General features: G+C 68.2%; 17 protein-coding genes. 4 read left to right on the forward strand and 13 right to left on the reverse strand.

The window, feature by feature from the left end:
* Window positions 1–72: 72 nt before the first annotated feature.
* The 10 genes from hemL to hemE all read right to left on the reverse strand — a co-directional run bounded on the left by hemL (window position 73) and on the right by hemE (window position 11,100).
* Window positions 73–1,404, reverse strand: coding sequence for a glutamate-1-semialdehyde 2,1-aminomutase (gene hemL, locus U7114_RS04085; RefSeq protein WP_323056600.1), 1,332 nt, complete (start codon window positions 1,402–1,404; stop codon window positions 73–75).
* Between the two features lie 36 nt (window positions 1,405–1,440).
* Complete coding sequence (locus tag U7114_RS04090; protein WP_323056601.1) at window positions 1,441–2,538, reverse strand: LLM class flavin-dependent oxidoreductase; 1,098 nt, start codon at window positions 2,536–2,538, stop codon at window positions 1,441–1,443.
* Window positions 2,538–3,518 carry a porphobilinogen synthase gene (hemB, locus tag U7114_RS04095; RefSeq protein WP_323056602.1) on the reverse strand — a complete coding sequence of 327 codons (981 nt, stop codon included), beginning with the start codon at window positions 3,516–3,518 and terminating at the stop codon, window positions 2,538–2,540. The genes U7114_RS04090 and hemB overlap by 1 nt, the downstream gene beginning before the upstream one ends.
* Before the next feature lie 60 nt (window positions 3,519–3,578).
* The gene (locus U7114_RS04100; protein WP_323056603.1) at window positions 3,579–4,445 is read right to left on the reverse strand and encodes a uroporphyrinogen-III synthase; all 867 of its coding nucleotides are present in this window, start codon (window positions 4,443–4,445) and stop codon (window positions 3,579–3,581) included.
* An 8-nt stretch (window positions 4,446–4,453) separates the two neighbouring features.
* Complete coding sequence (gene hemC, locus U7114_RS04105; RefSeq protein WP_323056604.1) at window positions 4,454–5,452, reverse strand: hydroxymethylbilane synthase; 999 nt, start codon at window positions 5,450–5,452, stop codon at window positions 4,454–4,456.
* On the reverse strand, window positions 5,449–6,717 hold the full coding sequence (locus U7114_RS04110) for a ferrochelatase (protein WP_323056605.1): 1,269 nt from the start codon (window positions 6,715–6,717) through the stop codon (window positions 5,449–5,451). Before U7114_RS04110 ends, hemC begins: the two co-directional genes overlap by 4 nt.
* Entirely contained in the window at window positions 6,714–7,415 is a 702-nt protein-coding gene (gene hemQ, locus U7114_RS04115; protein ID WP_157241723.1) for a hydrogen peroxide-dependent heme synthase, read from the reverse strand. Before hemQ ends, U7114_RS04110 begins: the two co-directional genes overlap by 4 nt.
* A gap of 116 nt (window positions 7,416–7,531) precedes the next feature.
* On the reverse strand, window positions 7,532–8,437 hold the full coding sequence (locus U7114_RS04120; RefSeq protein WP_323056606.1) for a hypothetical protein: 906 nt from the start codon (window positions 8,435–8,437) through the stop codon (window positions 7,532–7,534).
* Between the two features lie 106 nt (window positions 8,438–8,543).
* Window positions 8,544–10,001, reverse strand: a complete 1,458-nt coding sequence (gene hemG, locus U7114_RS04125) for a protoporphyrinogen oxidase (RefSeq protein WP_323056607.1) — start codon at window positions 9,999–10,001, stop codon at window positions 8,544–8,546.
* A 4-nt stretch (window positions 10,002–10,005) separates the two neighbouring features.
* On the reverse strand, window positions 10,006–11,100 hold the full coding sequence (gene hemE / locus U7114_RS04130) for a uroporphyrinogen decarboxylase (RefSeq protein ID WP_157241720.1): 1,095 nt from the start codon (window positions 11,098–11,100) through the stop codon (window positions 10,006–10,008).
* 158 nt (window positions 11,101–11,258) lie between these two features.
* Here hemE and U7114_RS04135 point away from each other — a divergent pair, with 158 nt between their 5' ends.
* Window positions 11,259–12,575, forward strand: coding sequence for a glutamyl-tRNA reductase (locus U7114_RS04135; protein WP_323056608.1), 1,317 nt, complete (start codon window positions 11,259–11,261; stop codon window positions 12,573–12,575).
* Window positions 12,576–12,775: 200 nt separating this feature from the next.
* On the opposite strand, the gene moeB is transcribed toward U7114_RS04135, so the two are convergent.
* Window positions 12,776–13,975, reverse strand: coding sequence for a molybdopterin-synthase adenylyltransferase MoeB (moeB, locus tag U7114_RS04140; protein WP_323056609.1), 1,200 nt, complete (start codon window positions 13,973–13,975; stop codon window positions 12,776–12,778).
* Between the two features lie 83 nt (window positions 13,976–14,058).
* Between moeB and U7114_RS04145 the strand changes: the two genes are divergently transcribed.
* From U7114_RS04145 to U7114_RS04155, 3 genes are read left to right on the forward strand one after another with little or no spacing between them, the layout of a single operon-like run.
* Window positions 14,059–14,724 (forward strand): TetR/AcrR family transcriptional regulator, encoded by a 666-nt coding sequence (locus U7114_RS04145; protein WP_104998498.1) that lies wholly within the window; start codon window positions 14,059–14,061, stop codon window positions 14,722–14,724.
* A gap of 49 nt (window positions 14,725–14,773) precedes the next feature.
* Window positions 14,774–14,998, forward strand: a complete 225-nt coding sequence (locus tag U7114_RS04150; protein ID WP_321213976.1) for a DUF3107 domain-containing protein — start codon at window positions 14,774–14,776, stop codon at window positions 14,996–14,998.
* Window positions 14,999–15,038: 40 nt separating this feature from the next.
* On the forward strand, window positions 15,039–15,341 hold the full coding sequence (locus tag U7114_RS04155) for a hypothetical protein (RefSeq protein ID WP_321213977.1): 303 nt from the start codon (window positions 15,039–15,041) through the stop codon (window positions 15,339–15,341).
* 92 nt (window positions 15,342–15,433) lie between these two features.
* Here the strand turns inward: U7114_RS04155 and U7114_RS04160 are convergent, their stop codons facing one another.
* Together U7114_RS04160 and U7114_RS04165 are read right to left on the reverse strand one after the other, a co-directional pair.
* The gene (locus tag U7114_RS04160; RefSeq protein WP_323056610.1) at window positions 15,434–15,772 is read right to left on the reverse strand and encodes a 4a-hydroxytetrahydrobiopterin dehydratase; all 339 of its coding nucleotides are present in this window, start codon (window positions 15,770–15,772) and stop codon (window positions 15,434–15,436) included.
* Window positions 15,773–15,814: 42 nt separating this feature from the next.
* Window positions 15,815–16,630 (reverse strand): thiazole synthase, encoded by an 816-nt coding sequence (locus U7114_RS04165; protein ID WP_323056611.1) that lies wholly within the window; start codon window positions 16,628–16,630, stop codon window positions 15,815–15,817.
* Between the last annotated feature and the right edge of the window lies 1 nt (window position 16,631).

Below are 16,631 nucleotides of genomic sequence, written 5' to 3' on the forward strand. Positions count from 1 at the left end.
ACATAAAGAAATCCCCGGCTGCAGCCCGCAGCCGGGGATTTCTTTATGTGTGGCCGGGATGTTCCGGACTTTCTAGCCCCGGGCCGCTGCTGCCGCCTTGGCTGCGGCAGGCAGTGCATCATAGATCCGGTTCATGGCCGCGTCGTCGTGAGCAGCGGACAGGAACCAGGCCTCAAAGACCGACGGCGGCAGGTACACCCCGGACTCCAGCATCGAGTGGAAGAACGGCGCGTAGCGGAAGCTCTCCTGCGCCTGGGCGTCAGCGTAGTTGTGGACGCCGTTGGCTGAGGTGCCGAAGGCCACCGAGAAGAGGTTGCCGGCAAACTGGATCGAGTGGTCCACCCCGGCGGCGTCCAGGGCGCCGGACAGGGCAGAGGAGAGTTCCAGCGAACGGACGTCGATGAAGGAGTAGACATCGCGGGTGGCATGAGTCAGCGTGGCCACGCCGGCCGCCATCGCCACAGGGTTTCCGGACAGTGTTCCCGCCTGGTACACCGGGCCGGTGGGCGCGAGGTAGTCCATGACGTCGGCACGTCCGCCGAGGGCCGCCGTCGGCATCCCTCCGCCGATGACTTTGCCGAAGGTGAGCAGGTCCGGCGTCCACGGCTCGGCGGCGTCCGGCGCCCCGCCGGTCAGGCCCCAGTAGCCGGAATAGCCGGTGCGGAACCCGGTGAGCACTTCGTCCACGATGAGCAGCGCCCCGTGTTCGCGGGTGACGCGGGACAAGCCCAGGTTGAAGCCTTCTTCCGGTGTCACCACGCCCATGTTCGCCGGCGCTGCCTCCGTGATGACAGCGGCGATGTTGGGCCCGTGGGTGGCGAAGGCTTCCTTGACGGCGGCAAGGTCGTTGTAGGGCAGCACCAGCGTTTCTGCGGCCGTGGCCTCGGTGACGCCGGCGGAACCCGGCAGGGCGAGGGTGGCGACGCCGGACCCTGCGGCGGCAAGGAGCCCGTCCAGGTGGCCGTGGTAGCAGCCGGCAAACTTGATGATGAGGTTGCGTCCGGTGAAGCCGCGGGCCAGGCGCACGGCGGTCATGGTGGCTTCGGTGCCGGTGGACACCATCCGGAGGCGCTCGACGGCGGGTACGCGGTCCTTCACGATTTCCGCCAGGTTGGCCTCGTCCGGGGTGGACGCTCCGAAGGACAGGCCGCGGTCCACGGCGGCGTGGACGGCCTCCAGCACAGCCGGGTGGGCGTGGCCCAGCAGCGCCGGACCCCAGGAGCAGACAAGGTCCACGTATTCCTTGCCGTCGGCGTCCGTGAGGTACGGTCCCTTGGCGGAGACCATGAAGCGCGGGGTACCGCCCACGGACCCGAAGGCGCGGACCGGTGAGTTGACCCCGCCCGGCATCAACTGGCGGGCGCGGTCGAAGAGTTCCTCGTTGCGAGGGTTGCTGGCAGTCATGGTTCCTATTCTCTCAGGTGGCCGGCGCCGGGTGCGTCAGGTGCCGAGCAGTTCAGCCACGCGCGGCGCCACGGCCGTGCCCAGCAGCTCGATGGAGCGCATCATGGCGGAGTGCGGCAGCGGCCCGTTGCTGTATTTAAGGTCGAAGCGGTCCACGCCCAGGTTCTGTTTCAGCAGCACGATCTTGCGCGCCACCGTTTCCGGGGAGCCGACATACAGCGCCCCTTCCGGAGCGCACAGCGCCTCAAACTCGCCCCGTCCGGCAGGCCCCCAGCCCCGTTCCGCGCCGAGCTTGTTCCGCAGCTTCAGCCAGTGCGGGAAGAGTTCCTCCCTGGCCTGCTCGTCGGTCTCTGCTACGTGTCCGGGTGAATGGGTGGCAACCTGCTGCATCGGGTGGCCGTACTTGGCCATGGCCTCGCGATACAGGTCCACCAGCGGCCGGAAGCCACGCGGCTGCCCGCCGATGATCGCGAAGATGATGGGATAGCCGTATTGGGCGCACCTTAGCACGGACTCGGGGGTGCCGCCGACGCCGATCCAGGTGGGCAGCAGGTGCCGCTCGAGCGGCGGGTACACGCTCAGCCCGGCCACGGGCGGCCTGGTACGGCCCTCCCAGTGCACTGGTTTCTGTGCCCGCACCTTGTCAAAGAGCTCGAGTTTTTCCTCGAACAGGAGCTCGTAGTCTGCGAGGTCCAGTCCGAACAGCGGGAAGGACTCGATGAAGGAGCCGCGGCCCAGCATGACTTCAGCGCGGCCGTTGGAAAGGGCATCCACGGTGGAGAAACGCTGGAACACGCGGATGGGGTCATCGGAGCTCAGGACCGTGACGGCTGAGCCCAGCCGGATCCGGGTGGTGCGGGCGGCAGCGGCGGCGAGGAAGACTTCCGGCGCTGAAACGGCATAGTCCTTGCGGTGGTGCTCGCCCACGCCAAACGCATGGAGTCCGACGGCGTCCGCCATCTGAGCCTCTTCAAGCAGCTGGCGGAGTACCCGGGCATGCGGCTGCGGGCTTCCGTCCGGATTCTCGCCGACGTCGCCGAACGTGTTCAGGCCCAGGAGTATCCGGTCCGGTGCCACCGGGGCGGTGGGACTCTCCGGAACAGCGACGGGCCGGGGTGTCGGTGAGCCAGCCATCAGGACTCCTTCAGCCAGCCGGCCAGTTCGGCGGCCCAGTAGGTCAGGACCATGTGGGCGCCGGCGCGGCGGATGCCCAGTACCGATTCGGTGATGGCGGCGCGCCGGTCGATCCAGCCGTTGGCGGCCGCGGCCTCGATCATCGCGTACTCTCCGGAGATCTGGTACGCGGCCACCGGCACCGGACTCATGGCGGCGACGTCTGCGACGATGTCCAGGTAGCTCATGGCGGGCTTGACCATGACGACGTCGGCCCCCTCGGCGAGGTCCAGTTCCACTTCGCGCAGGGCCTCGGTGCGGTTGCCGGCGTCCATCTGGTAGGTCCGCCTGTCCCCCTTCAGCTGGGAATCAACGGCTTCGCGGAACGGGCCGTAGAACGCCGACGCGTACTTGGCTGCGTAGGCGATGACGGAGGTGTTGGTGTGCCCGGCCTGGTCAAGGGCGGACCGGATCGCGGCAACCTGGCCGTCCATCATTCCGGAGGGCCCCAGCATGTGGGCGCCGGCGTCTGCCTGGGCCACGGCCATCCGTGCATAGATCCCAACCGTGCGGTCGTTGTCCACGTAGCCGTCGGCGTCGAGCACTCCGCAGTGCCCGTGGTCCGTGAACTCGTCCAGGCACACATCGCTCATGATCACCAGGCTGTCCCCGACCTCGGCACGCACGTCCCGGATGGCCTTGTTCAGCACCCCGTCCGGGTCAAGCGATGCCGATCCCTCGGCGTCGCGGGTTTCCGGGATGCCGAACAGCATGATTCCGCCGAGCCCCAGCTCCACGGCTTCCGCCGCGGCGCGCTTCAGGGTGTCGGTAGTGTGCTGGACAACCCCTGGCATGGAGGTGATGGGGTTGGGTTCGGCCAGGCCTTCGCGGATGAACGCCGGAAGAATCAACTCGGCGGGCGCCAGGCGGGTTTCGGCGGTAAGCCGGCGCATGGCCGGCGTGGTGCGGAGGCGGCGGGGGCGGTCGCTGGGAAAAGTCATGATCCTGTCCTTTGCTTTGGTTCAAGCGTGGTGGGTGTCCGTTGGCGGGCATCCCCCGCGTCAGGGCGGCTTCCCTGCCTCTTGTTCCGGCTGGAGGGCTGCCGCCACGGCAGCAACAAGCCCGGCCGGCGTGGGCCGGGCCGCGATGGCGGCCACCGGCAAGCCAAGCGCGGAAGCCTGGTCCGTCGTCGGCCGTCCAATCGCCACGAACCGGCAGCGGCCCAGGGGAAACAGCTCATGGAGGCGCCGCGCGGCGCTCGGTGAAGCGGCGATCACGGCGTCGATGCGTCCCGCGGCGAGTTCGGCGGCGGCGGTTGCCGGGGTCAGCAAAGCGTACGACGGCGGCTGCCCCTCCCCTGCCCCGTCCTCCGCCGGGATGGCGAGCCTGCGCTCCGCTGCCGCCGGGTAGTCCACCGTGCGGTAGGCCGTGACGGCGGTGACGCTGCCGCCGGCCCCTGAAAGTCCCTCCGCCAGGCGCGGCGGCGCGATGTCCGCCTGCGGCAGCAGGACCTTGCCGCCCCCGTCCGGCCACACGGACAGCAGGCCGGCGGCGGACTGATCCTCCTCCGGCGCCAGGGCCACAGCAACCCCATGGGCCTCCAGGAGCCTGCGGGTCGCAGCGCCCACGGCTGCGATGCGGGTGGCAGCCGGGATCCAGCGGGCCAGCGCCAGGCCACGTTCGGCGGCCTTGGCAGCGAGCACATGGACCGTGGTGGCACTGCTGACTACCAGCCAGTCGAAGGCCCCGGCGGCCAGGGCATCGCAGGCAACGTCAAGGGAATGCTGGTCCGGAGCCCGTTCGAAGTCGATCAAGGGCAGCAGCAATGCGTCGGCTCCAGCCTTCCGCAGCGCCTCCACGAGGGGCAGCGAGCGCTCCGGGCTGCGGGTGATGAGTACCCGCGCCCCCGCCAACGGTGCCTTGGGCATGGCCGGGATCAGGAAGCCTGCAGGTCCGCTATGTCAGCGGCGCCGGCGGCCAGGAGTGCTTCGGCAAGTTCGATGCCGAGCAGCGTGGCACCCACCTCTGTCAGGCCGTCGGTGGCGCGCTTGTCCCGGACCGAGGCGGTGCCGTCCACGGCACATACCGCCGCCTCCAGGTGGAGCAGGCTGCCCTTGCGGTAAGCGTAGGCGCCGACGGGCGCCGCGCATCCGGCCTCAAGCCGTGCAAGCAGGGCCCGTTCAGCCGTGACGGCAAGCCGGGTGTCCGGATCATCCAGCGCAGCCAGCGCCTGCGCCAGGACTTCCTTCGAACCTTCTGCGGAGCCGGGCCTCGGCGGAGCGTCCGAGGTGCGGCACTCGATGGCGAGCGCGCCCTGGCCTGCAGCGGGCAGCATAACGTCCGTTTCGAGGAACTCGCTGACCGTATCCAGGCGGCTGATGCGTTCCAGGCCTGCGGCTGCGAGGACCACGGCATCCAGGTCGCAGGACTTGCCCGGAACCACGTCGCTGACGGTGTTGCCCGGCAACCCGGGAACCCGCCCCAGGCGGGTGTCCACGTTGCCGCGGATGTCCACGATCTCCAGGTCCGGGCGGGCGGTGCGGAGCTGGGCTGCGCGCCGGGGCGAACCGGTACCCACCCTGGCACCTGCGGGAAGGTCAGCCAGTTTCAGCCCGTCGCGGGCACACAGGACGTCGCGGACATCGACGCGCCGCGGGGTGGCCGCGAGGCTGAGCCCCACTGCCGCCCCGGTGGGCAGGTCCTTGAGCGAGTGGATCGCGACGTCGCATTCATTGCGCAGCAGCGCATCACGCAGGGCGGCAACGAAAACCCCGGTGCCCCCCATCTGCGAGAGCGAGCCGGTGAGGACGTCGCCGTCGGTCCTGATGTGGACGAGTTCCACCGGGAAGCCTCCGACGGCGGCAAGCTGGTCTGCCGTCTGCTGCGTCTGCGTGAGCGCCAGCTTGCTGGCACGGGTGCCGATGCGGACCGTCACTGCTGCGGCGCTCCCCCGGAAGAGGCCGGCTGCCCCGTCCCGGCTTCGCCGGGATAGGGGTCGTGCCCGGTGCCAACGGTGGTGTCTGCTCCGGCGATGGTGGGCTTCTCGCCACGGAAGTTCTGGCAGCATCCCGGCCGGCAGACGTCGTACCAGGGACCGAGGTCCGTCAGCGCCGGACGGCCGCTGATGTTGTTCGCCACGGTGCGTTCGGAGATCAGGTCCACCAGGCCGTTGACGAATTTGCGGTGCGTGCCCGGCGTGGGGACGCGGGTGGCGGCGAGGCCAAGGTTGGCGCAGGTTTCCAGGGCCTCGGTGTCAAGGTCCCAGACAACTTCCATGTGGTCGCTGACGAACCCCAGCGGCACAATGACGATGCCCTTGACGCCCTGGCCGGCCAGCTCCTCGATGGCGTCATTGATATCCGGCTCGAGCCATGGCACGTGCGGAGCGCCGGAGCGTGACTGGTACACCAGGGACCAGGGGGCGGTCAGGCCGGTTTCGTCCTTGACGCGCTGGATGACGGCATCCGCGGTGGCAAGGTGCTGGGCCACGTAGGCCGAGCCTTCCTCGAACTCGCGGGGTTCGCCTTCGGACCGGCCGGCCGCTTCCGCGTCCCGGGTGGGAATGGAGTGGGTGGCGAACAGGATCTGGACGGGCGCATCGGGAGTGCCGGCCGCTGCGAGCTTTTCCCGGACGTCGGCGAGGCCTGCAGCGGTGCCCTCAATGAAGGGCTCCACGAAGCCGGGGTGGTCGAAGTACTGGCGCACCTTGTCCACTTCCAGCCGGCCGTCCAGGCCGGTCTCCGTCAAGGCCATGCCGATGTCCTCGCGGTACTGGCGGCAGCTGGAGTAACAGGAGTAGGCACTCGTGGTGATCATCAGCAGTCGGCGGTGGCCGGCGTCGTACGCGTCCTGCAGGGTCTGCGGGATGTACGGTGCCCAGTTGCGGTTGCCCCAGAGGACGGGCAGGTCGATTCCCCGGGCGGCGAGTTCCGCCTCCAGGGCAGCCTTGAGCTCGCGGTTCTGCTGGTTGATGGGACTGATGCCGCCGTTGGCGCGGTAGTGGTGCGAGACCTCTTCCAGCCGCTCGTCCGGGATGCCCCGGCCGCGGGTGACGTTGCGGAGGAACGGGATGACGTCCTCCTGGCCTTCCGGCCCGCCGAAAGAGGCGAGGAGCACGGCGTCGTAGTTCTTGGGCGCCATCCGCCCGGCCTCGGTGACCGGATTGACGGCGGCGGCGTTGCTGGAAACCGGCAGGTTCATGCGAGCACCTCCGCCACTTCGGCCGGGGAGATCCGGCGTCCGGTGTAGAACGGGACTTCCTCACGGACGTGGTTGCGGGCCTCGGTGTTGCGCAGGTGGCGCATCAGGTCCACCAGGTCCACCAGTTCCGGGGCCTCAAGGCCCAGGATCCATTCCCAGTCGCCCAGGGCGAACGAAGAAACGGTGTTGGAGATGACCTGCGGGAACTCCCGGCCCAGGAGGCCGTGCTCGCGTAGCATGGCGCCCCGCTCGTCCTCGGGGAGGATGTACCACTCGTAGGACCGGACGAAGGGGTAGACGCACAGCCACTCCGCCGGCGCAACCCCACGGGAGAACGCCGGGGTGTGGTTCTTCGCAAACTCGGCCTCGCGGTGCACGCCCATGGCGGACCACACAATCTCTGTGCCGGCAAACAGGCTGCAGCGGCGGATATCCCGGATGGCCTGCTGCAGGGCTTCCGGCTTCGGGCCGTGGAGCCACACCATGACGTCGGCGTCAGCCCGCATCGCGGAGACGTCGTAGCTTCCGCGGTGGGTCACCCCGGCGTGGGCAAGCCGCTCCAGCAGGGTCTCGAAGTCAGCGGCGGCGTCGGCGCTGCGGATCAGGTTTTCGGAGCGCTTGAATACCGTCCAGAGGGTGAAAAACTGCTCGGCTGATTCTTCGGTTTTAGTGACAGATTCGGCAGAAGTGTGGCTCATGGTTACAAGTTTGCCCCCTTCTGCCCACCAAGGCGAAACCAGCGACTTCTACAAGCGGTAGAAGTGATTAAAGTCACGCCGGCGCCGGGACTGCATGCGGCATCCGTCGGTTTCGGCTACGGCTTCCGCATTCGGAAGTAGGCTGCACCGGCCGCGGCAGCGAGGCCCACCAGGCCAACGCCGAGCCCGACCATCACGGCTTCCAGTTCCGGCTGCGACTTGACGATGGCGCCAACACTCTGCGCCGCGCTGCGGGGGACGCCCGCGGCCTGCGGGGCGGGGCCTCCGGCTTCCTGTGGTGCGGCGGCAGCCTGCGTTGCGGCCGCGGGTACCGGCGCTTCAGCCCCGGCCACGGATTCCCCACCGGGCCCGGCCTGGCCGGCTCCGCTGTCGCCTGCCGGCAGTTCCATCGCGGGCGGGTTTCCGCCGGCTGCCGCGGCGCCGTTCACCTCTCCGGCAGATTCCGACGACGGCACGGGCACCGTACCCGGAGCCGCGGCCTGGGCAACGGTTTCCGGGGTGGGGGCGGCAGGAGCCTCGGCTGCGGGAAGCTCCTGGGCCTGGGACTCCGGCGATGGCGAGGATGGCACCGGAACGATTGCTGCCGGAGCCGTCGCGGCCGGGAGAAGCGGAACGTCCGACGGCGTCGGGAGTGGTATCGACGGCAAGGGTGCCGGAAGTGCCAAGGAAGCTGTCGTGGGAGCCGTGGTCACGGCCGGCGCCAGCGAAGTCGTGACCGCCGGCAGGAGCGCTGTGGGGACGGACAATACCGAAAGGCTTGCCGCCTGCCGCGCTTCCTTCCCATCCCGGCCCTGGCCCGGGGCGTCCTGGCCCGTGGCGTCCTGGCCCGGGCCGGCATCGACGCCGGATTGCGGATTCCCGTCATCACCGTGGGACGCCGGAACGCCTGCTGCAAGGACCAGTACCGCTCCGACTGCCGCAGCCGCAGTGCCGCGCCGGAGCCCCCCATGGATACCGGTCCGGGATGTGAAAAGTTCGGACCTGATGTAAACCATAGTCATCGACCCTAGCCATATCGGAAGGGGAAACGGAAACCGGCGAAGTGCCCGGCCGCAACACCTGCGCGGCGCCGTAACGCCCTGCTGCGCCGCTGACCAGCGGCGACATCTAGCGGGCCAGGGCCCGGATCTGTTCGTTCGTGTCGGACACCACGGCGGCAAGCCCGTTGCCGGCCACCCAGCCTCCCACCACGGCCAAGTTCCCCGCCGACGCGCAGGCTTCCCGGATTTCGGCCACCCGCGCTTGATGGCCTACGGCGGCGAACGGCAGCGACCCGCGCCAGCGGACCACGTCCCAGCCCATCAGGTTTTCCCTGGTGATGGGGACGCCCAGCAGGGCCCGGGCATCGCGCAGCGACGCGGCCAGGAGTCCTTCATCCGTGTCCGGGCCACCGGACTGTTCGCCGGCCCCGTCCACGCGCCCGTACGAGAGCCGGACCACGTGCCGTCCCGGCCCGGCGGCATCGGCCAGCCAGTCCCACTTTCCGGTCGCGTGCGTCAGTGCCTTCGCTTCAATACCGGGAGTCTGCGGTGCCACCAGGACGCCTGAGCCGCGCGGCCGGCGGTCAAGTTCATGGCCGACCAGGACCAGCGTGACAAGCTTGACGTCCGGGCCTGCCGGCGGCCGCTTCCCCGCAAGGCCGGGCACCGCGTCTTCAAGCAGTCCGACGGCGGCCGGACCGTCCACTGCCACTACCAGCAGGCCGGCGTCGAACGTTGCTCCTGCCGACCTGACGCGCCAGCCTTCAGGGGTGCGGATCACAGACTCGGCCGGGGTGCCGGGCAGCAGCCTGACTCCCCGGCGGCGGAGGTCGGAGACCAGGGCGGAGACGAGCGTGTGCATGCCGCCCTCCAGCCCCGCAACCGCGGAGCCTGCCTTGGCCGGACCGGCAGGGGCCGGCGTGTCCCCCTGCGCGGCAGGAGCAGCCCCCATGCGGCGCTGGGCGGAGACGGCGGCGGCCAGGGACCCGTGCCTCCGCAGCCCCTCGCGCAGCCCGGGTGCCACCATGTCGACGTCGAGCATCCCGGGATCCGCCGAGTGGACGCCGCCCACAACCGGCGCCACCAGCCGCTCCAGGACACGGGTGCCCATGCGCGCCTTGACCAGTGCCGAGACACTGATAACGTCCGCTGTGGTCCCAACCGAAGCCGGGAGGAACTTATCAAGGGAGGCCCGGAGGGTGCCGATGAGGCCGAGCGAACGCCGGACTTCGGGATCCCACGGGTTGGCCGGAATTCCCAGCACACCTGTCTTCGGCAACTCGCGCGGGCCGTCCGGGAGCTGGACCCAGGCACCCCCCGGGCGGGGCGGCACGATCTTGGCCGACAGTCCCAGCTCAGCGGCCAGCGCTGAGACAGCGTCGGACCGGGTGGCGAAGGATTCGGCGCCGCTGTCAAGGGTCAGGCCGGCCACCGTGTGGCTGCCCACGCAGCCGCCCCATTCAGCTCCGGCTTCAAGGAGCGTCACTTGGTACCCGGCGGACGCCAGCCCGCGGGCGGACAGCAGTCCCGAGATGCCGCCGCCCAGCACCAGTGCCGTCCCGGTTGTTGCCGACGTACTGCCCATCGGCCTACTCCGGGGAGATGGAGTGGATAAGTTCAACCACGCGGGTGAGGACGGCGGGGTCCGTCTCCGGCGGAACGCCGTGCCCCAGGTTGACCACGTGCCCGGGAGCAGCCGCGCCTGCGGCTATGACGTCGCGGACGTGGGCCTCAAGGATTTCCCACGGAGCAGGGAGCAGGGCGGGGTCGATGTTTCCCTGCAGCGGCACCGTGCCGCCCAGCCGGCGGTTCGCCTCATCGAGCGGAAGCCGGTAGTCCACGCCCACAACGTCCACACCCACATCCCGCATTGCCACCAGGAGCTCTGACGTTCCGGTGCCGAAGTGGATCAGCGGCGCCCCGAGGTGCCGGACATGGTCCAGGGCGCGGCCCGAGGCCGGCGCCACGTACTTCGTGTAGTCCGCCAGGCCCAGGGAACCGGCCCAGGAGTCAAAGAGCTGGGCCGCCGAGGCACCGGCCTCAAGCTGTGCCTGGAGGAACATTCCGGAGGCGTCCGCGGCCCAGTTGGCCAGGGCGTGCCAGGTTTCCGGATCAGCGTGCATCATGGTGCGCGGACCCAGGTGGTCGCGGGACGGCTTTCCCTCCACCATGTAGGCGGCAAGGGTAAAGGGTGCGCCCGCAAAGCCGATCAACGGTGTCTTGCCGAGCTCGGCCACGGTGAGCCGGACCGCTTCACGGATGGGTTCCAGCGATTCCCAGGTGAGCTGCGGCAGCGCCGCCACGTCCGCAGCAGTGCGGACCGGGGTGTCCAGGACCGGCCCCACGCCCGGAACGATGTCCACGCCCACGCCGGCGAGCTTCAGGGGAATGACGATGTCGGAGAAGAAGATGCCGGCGTCAACGTCGTGGCGGCGGACGGGCTGGAGGGTGATCTCGGAAGCCAGTTCGGGGCGCAGGCAGGAGTCCAGCATGGCGACGCCTTCGCGGACCTTCAGGTACTCCGGCAGTGAACGTCCGGCCTGGCGCATGAACCAGACGGGACGCCGGGACGGCTTGCCTCCGCGGTAGGCCGTGATGAGGGGTGAGTCTGCGGTGCGGCCATCCACCAGCGGGTGGTCTGCGGCGAGGACGCCGGCAGCGGATGTGGCGGGGCTGGAAGTCATGCCTTTGATTGTGCCGAAAAATGACTGCAAAAGATAACGACAAAGTGTCACGCGGGAGCCCTGCCGCCGCGCCGTGGCAGGAATCACAGCCCGCGCTCCCGTCCGGCAGCCCGGGGAGTTGTTCTACCGAGTAACGAAAAAGCTATGATTGACCTGCTGTGGTTCTTTTTTCATTGGTGGCTACACACGCCGACATCGATCTTGAGACCGTTGCTCAGTTGAGCAACGGTTCTTCGGAGATCGCCACATCCGCCCTCTCCGGATCGACGGCAGTGACGGGTGCGATTGTCCTTGCCACCTGCAACCGCTACGAAATCTATGGCGAAGCCGCCCGGCCTGACGATGTGGAGGCGGCCCGCGCCGCCCTGGTGGCCAAGATCAGCGAAACCAGCGGACTGAGCGAACCGCTCGTCTCACGCTCCTTCAGCACCCGCACGGGTCCTGAAGTCAGCCAGCACCTCTTTGCCGTCAGCGCCGGCCTGGACTCCGCAGTGGTCGGAGAGCGGGAGATCGCCGGACAGGTACGGCGCGCACTGATCACCGCCCAGCATGAAGGCACGGCAAGCTCCGGTTTGGTCCGGCTTTTCCAGGCGGCGTCCAAGACCGCCAAGGACGTGGGAGCACAGACTGCCCTCGGTTCCCGTGGCCTCTCGATCGTTTCCGTCGCACTCGACCTGGCCACTGATCTTTCCGAAAACCCGGACTGGACCAGCAAGAAGGTTGTGGTCTTCGGTACCGGCGCCTACGCCGGGGCCACCATGGCGCTCCTGCGTGAACGCGGCTGCACCGACATCTCGGTTTTCTCCTCGTCCGGCCGCGCCGAAGGATTTGTTGCCACCCGCGGCGGCACGGCGCTGGACGCCGATTCACTCCGGCCGGCGGTCGCGGCAGCAGACGTGATGATCGGCTGCAGCGGTTCCGACACCCGGGTGGAGGCCGACGAGCTGGCCGAAGTCCGGGCCGACTCCCCGCAGCCCCTGATCGCCATCGACCTTGCGCTCACCCACGACTTCGATCCGGGGGTCGGCGAGCTTGACGGCGTGGAGCTGCTCACCCTGGAATCGGTACGCCTCGCCGCACCCCAGGAACAGGCCGAGTCGCTTGCCCAGGCCAGCGGAATCGTCAGCGGCGCCGCCAAGGCGTTCGAGCAGGAACGCGAGGCCCGCTCCGTGGATTCCGCGATCGTTGCGCTCCGCCGCCACACCATGAGCGTCCTGGACTCCGAAATGGAAAAAGTCCGGGCCCGGCACGGCTGCACCGCCGCTGCCGAGGAAGTGGAGTTCGCACTCCGCCGCATGGTCAAGCAGCTTCTCCATGTGCCCACGGTGCGGGCCCGCGAACTTGCCGCCAACGGCCAGCAGGATGACTACGTGGCCGCCCTGGAAGCCCTCTACGGCATCACCGTGGAGCAGCCGGCATCGGTGGCGCCGCAGGCCGAATGCCCCGTGGACCACCGGGGCCTCGAAACCGCCTGACCGCGCCTCCCGCCGCGCGGACCCTCTCTCACTTAATGCGCCCTTTCCGGCGATGCTCTCTCACTTAATGCGCCCTTTCCGGCGATGCTCTCTCACTTGCCTCAGGAAAGTGAGAGAGCATCCCTCAAAACAGCGCATTAAGTGCGAGAGCGTCGTGTTAGAAGGCACGTCAAGTGAGAGAGGGCTGAAAGGGGCGGGGATCAGTAAACGGGCTTGTGGGGTTCCACCTCGCGCACCCAGGCGAGGATGCCGCCGTCGAGATGGCTCACCCGCTGGTAGCCCGCCTTCTGCGCCGCGGCGAGCACATTGGCCGAACGCGACCCGGCCTTGCAGTGGAACACAATATCCCTGTCCTGCGGGAGCTCATTCCACGCCTCGCCTGCAAGGATCCGGCCCTGCGGGATGAGCTTCGCGCCGTCGATCCGGACGATGTCGAACTCCCCCGCTTCGCGGACGTCCACCAGCTCAAAGTCCTTCAGCCCCGCCTTGCGCGCGGCGAGCATGGTGGCCAGCTGGGTGGCCGTGACGGTGTGCTCCGTGTCGGAGGGGGCCGCCGGCGTGACGCCACAGAAGGCCTCGTAGTCGGTCAGCTCCGTGATGGGCGCGGCCGCGGGGTCCTTTGAAACACGGATCTCGCGCCAGCTTCCGCCCAAGGCGTCAAACAGTGCCACACGGCCCAACAGGGAACGTCCGACGCCGGTAATCAGCTTGACTGCCTCCGTCACCATAAGCGATCCCACGGCTGCGCACAGCATGCCGAACACGCCGCCCTCGCCGCACGAGGGCACCGAGCCTGCCGGCGGCGCCTCAGGGTAGAGATCCCGATAGGTGGGCCCGAACTTCTCCCAGAAGACACTCACCTGGCCGTCGAACCGGAAGATGGAACCCCAGACGTAGGGTTTGCCCAGGATGGCGGCGGCGTCGTTGACCAGGTAGCGGGTGGCGAAGTTGTCCGCGCCGTCGAGGATCAGGTCGTAGCCGGCGAACAGCTCCAGCGCGTTGGACGCGTCCAGCCGGACATTGTGCAGCCGCACGTCCACCAGCGGGTTGAGGGCCGCGATGGCGTCCCGGGCGGACTCGATTTTGGGGCGGCCAACATCCGCCACGCCATGGATGACCTGGCGCTGCAGGTTGCTAAGGTCAACGTCGTCGTCGTCGATGATTCCCAGCGTTCCGACGCCGGCGGCCGCAAGATACAGGAGTGCCGGGGAGCCGAGCCCGCCGGCACCGATAACGAGCACTTTCGCATTCTTGAGCCGCCGCTGACCCACCGAGCCGATCTCGGGGATGATGAGGTGCCGGGAATAGCGCTCCACCTCGGCAGGGGTAAGGTCCGGGCCCGGTTCCACCAGCGGATCCAATGACACGGGTGAAACATTTGCGGTGAATGTCGAAGCCATACTTCAATGTATCCCCCGGATACTGCCGGGTCATATTACCCCGCAGTAAAGTGGAAGTAACTGCAACGGAAAGTAGGACAACTGTGGTCCATGAAGCACGGGCTGACCGCCCGTCAGCCGCCGAACCGCAAACTCCCCCGCGTCCCGCGGGTCAGCGGTCGGCCAGGCTTCCGCGTGACGAGCGGCGCGCGCAGCTCCTCAACGCAGCCCAGGAAGTCTTCGTGGCCAACGGCTACCACGGTGCGGCCATGGACGAGATTGCCGAGACGGCGCACGTCAGCAAACCCGTCCTTTACCAGCATTTTCCCTCAAAACGCGAGCTGTACCTCGCCTTGCTTGAAAGCCATCTGGCCTCCCTCACCGAACTGATGCTGGGTGCGCTGAACTCCACCACCGATAACGACGAACGCGTTCAGGCCGTCATGCGCGCCTACTTCCAGTTCATCGCCAGCGATGACCAGGCCCACCGGCTGGTGTTTGAGTCCGACCTGATCAACGATCCCGACGTCAGCTCGCGGCTGGAGACGTTCAACAGAACATTTGCCGACGCCATCGCCCGCGTCATCGCCGAGGACACCAAGCTCCCCCATCTCGAAGCGCAGTTGCTGGGCCGGGGACTGGCCGGGATGGCGCAGGTCAGTGCCAGGTACTGGCTTGAAACGGACGGCAACCTGGACATCAATGTGGCCAGCGACCTCATCTACCGTTTAGCTTGGCGCGGAATCTCGCGCTTCCCCAAAGAGTCCTAGACTACAAATAAGACATCACCAACGAACTTTGACTGGCTGGGAGGCCCCTGTGGAAATTAAGATCGGCGTTCAGAATGTTGCCCGCGAAATTGTGCTCGAATCAACCGAGGACGCGGCTTCTGTGGCCAAGGTCGTGGGGGAAGCCATCACCGCGGGCAGCGAACTTCGCCTGAAGGATGAAAAGGGACGCGTGATCATTGTTCCCGGAAATGCGCTCGGCTACGTGGAAATCGGCGCAGAAGAGGCACGGCGCGTAGGTTTCGGCCAGTTCTAGCGCCCGGCCGAAAAACCGCGTCCGAAGCCCAAGGAGATCCATGCTTTCGCTGACCATCGTTGTACTGGCTGCCGCCGCGGCAGGCTTCATCATCTGGGCAAACGACAAGCGGCACGCCAAGTATGGCGCAGGCCTGCCCGCCGGGGTCGCCGTAGCAATGGCGGCGTTGACCTGGATTGTCCTGATGGCGGCCGGTTTCGGCTACCTGCCAGGGCTGACCTGGATCCCGTGGGTCCTGCCCATCGTGCTGGGCGCCGGCGCCGCAACGGGGGCAGCCGTGTACCTTGGCCGCACGCGTGCGCGCCGGGACGCCGAAAGGCTTACGGCGATCCTCCGGGCGTAGGGCCGGCGCAAGGCAACCGGCAGCAGTGGCCGCCATCCCGCCAGGGGTGGCGGCCATTGCTGCTTAGGGACCAGTGGCTGGTGGCGAGGCTACTAACGCCCCGGCCCGTACTTCGCCGGCTCGGCCACGGCCCCCGCCGCTGCCGCAGCTTCACTTGCTCCCGCAGCTGCCGCGATGTCCCGGTCAGTCACCTGCCCCCCGGCGTCGTGGGACGTGTAGCGGATAAAGACGCGGTTGTAACGCCAGTCGAGGTCGGGATGGTGGTTTTGTTCCTCGGCCAGACGTCCGACGGCGGCAATCAGCTCAAGTGCGGCAACCGCCGTCGGCATCTTGAAGACAGTGACCAATCCGCCATTGTCGGTCCGCCAATCAGGCAGTCCAGCCAAGGCTTCGTCGATTCGTTCCGGGGGAAGGGCGTCTTTGCCGGCCACTGCTGCTCCTTGAATCAAGGCGCCGGCCGGCGGAAAGCGGGCCTACAGGAACTCGGCCCGGCCTTCCATCGCCGACGACGCCAGCGCGTGTTCACGGCGAGGTATGCGACCTGCCGCTTTCGCCAGCCTACCTGCGATGACGGCGTGCTTGAAGGCGGCGCCCATCATGGCCGGGTCCTGTGCCCGGGTCACCGCCGTGGCCAGGAGCACGGCATCACATCCGAGTTCCATCGCGAGGGCGGCGTCGGACGCCGTGCCGATTCCCGCATCCAGCACCACCGGAACCGAGGCCCGGGACACGATGAGCTCGATGTTGTGCGGGTTGAGGATGCCCAGGCCGGTGCCAATGGGCGAGCCGAGCGGCATGACCGCGGTAGCTCCCAGGTTCTCGAGCCGAAGCGCCAGGACGGGGTCGTCATTGGTGTACGCAAAAACCTTGAACCCCCGGTTAACCAGCTGTTCGGTGGCGTCCACGAGTTCCACGGCATCCGGCAGGAGGGTGTGTTCGTCAGCAATGACTTCCAGCTTCACCCAGTCGGTTTCCAGGGCCTCCCTGGCGAGCTCCGCGGTGAGGACGGCGTCCCGGGCAGTGAAGCACCCCGCCGTGTTGGGCAGGACCTTGATGCCGTGGTCCAGGAGGAGCTGGAAAAGCGAGCCTGCCTCCCGGGGTGAATAGCGGCGCATGGCCACGGTGGTGAGGGAGGTGCCGGAGGCCAGGAGCGCGGCGCCGAGGCCGTCAAGGCTGGGCGCGCCGCCCGTGCCCATAATGAGCCGGGACGCGAGCGCGACGCCGTCGATCACCAGGGGATCATGAAGGTCCGGCCGGGTGCCGTCGAGGGTGCTGCGGGTTTCCGTCATG

Origin of the sequence: Pseudarthrobacter sp. C1, from assembly GCF_034720455.1 — a bacterium.
In the GTDB taxonomy this organism is placed as follows: Bacteria; Actinomycetota; Actinomycetes; order Actinomycetales; family Micrococcaceae; genus Arthrobacter.